Source organism: Vibrio chagasii (assembly GCF_002954585.1).
In the GTDB taxonomy this organism is placed as follows: Bacteria; Pseudomonadota; Gammaproteobacteria; order Enterobacterales; family Vibrionaceae; genus Vibrio; species Vibrio chagasii_A.
The window spans coordinates 1-686 of sequence record NZ_MSCI01000007.1 but is presented as its reverse complement, the minus strand read 5'-3'; the positions used below and the strand labels follow the sequence as shown (position 1 = coordinate 686).

The 686-nt window shown below is 51.2% G+C and carries 4 tRNA genes; all 4 read left to right on the top strand.

The window, feature by feature from the left end:
* Window positions 1-89 precede the first annotated feature (89 nt).
* The 4 genes from BTO10_RS23080 to BTO10_RS23065 all read left to right on the top strand — a co-directional run bounded on the left by BTO10_RS23080 (window position 90) and on the right by BTO10_RS23065 (window position 498).
* Window positions 90-166, top strand: a tRNA-Met gene (locus BTO10_RS23080).
* Window positions 167-199: 33 nt separating this feature from the next.
* A tRNA-Gly gene (locus BTO10_RS23075) sits at window positions 200-275 on the top strand.
* Between the two features lie 37 nt (window positions 276-312).
* Window positions 313-389: transfer RNA gene (locus tag BTO10_RS23070), tRNA-Met, on the top strand.
* 33 nt (window positions 390-422) lie between these two features.
* Window positions 423-498, top strand: a tRNA-Gly gene (locus tag BTO10_RS23065).
* The last annotated feature ends 188 nt before the right edge of the window (window positions 499-686 follow it).

Below are 686 nucleotides of genomic sequence, written 5' to 3'. Positions count from 1 at the left end.
GGTTGAGGTCACGCCTAAGCCTTGAAGATCGGGAACCTCGTGTGTCGCTCCAATTTGATAGATTCATTGACTTAAACAATGCATCCGGACGCGGGATGGAGCAGCTTGGTAGCTCGTCGGGCTCATAACCCGAAGGTCGTCGGTTCAAATCCGGCTCCCGCAACCACATTACAGTTAAGCGCATTAGCGATTAATTTATGCGACACTAGCTCAGCTGGTAGAGCGCAACCTTGCCAAGGTTGAGGTCACGAGTTCGAACCTCGTGTGTCGCTCCAATTTGATAGATTCATTGACTTAAACAATGCATCCGGACGCGGGATGGAGCAGCTTGGTAGCTCGTCGGGCTCATAACCCGAAGGTCGTCGGTTCAAATCCGGCTCCCGCAACCACATTACAGTTAAGCGCATTAGCGATTAATTTATGCGACACTAGCTCAGCTGGTAGAGCGCAACCTTGCCAAGGTTGAGGTCACGAGTTCGAACCTCGTGTGTCGCTCCATTTTGAAAGTGAAACATGAAGAGCATTCTGGCAGAGTGCAATCCTTGCCAAGGTTGAGGTCACGCCTAAGCCTTGAAGATCGGGAACCTCGTGTGTCGCTCCAATTTGATAGATTCATTGACTTAAACAATGCATCCGGACGCGGGATGGAGCAGCTTGGTAGCTCGTCGGGCTCATAACCCGAAGGT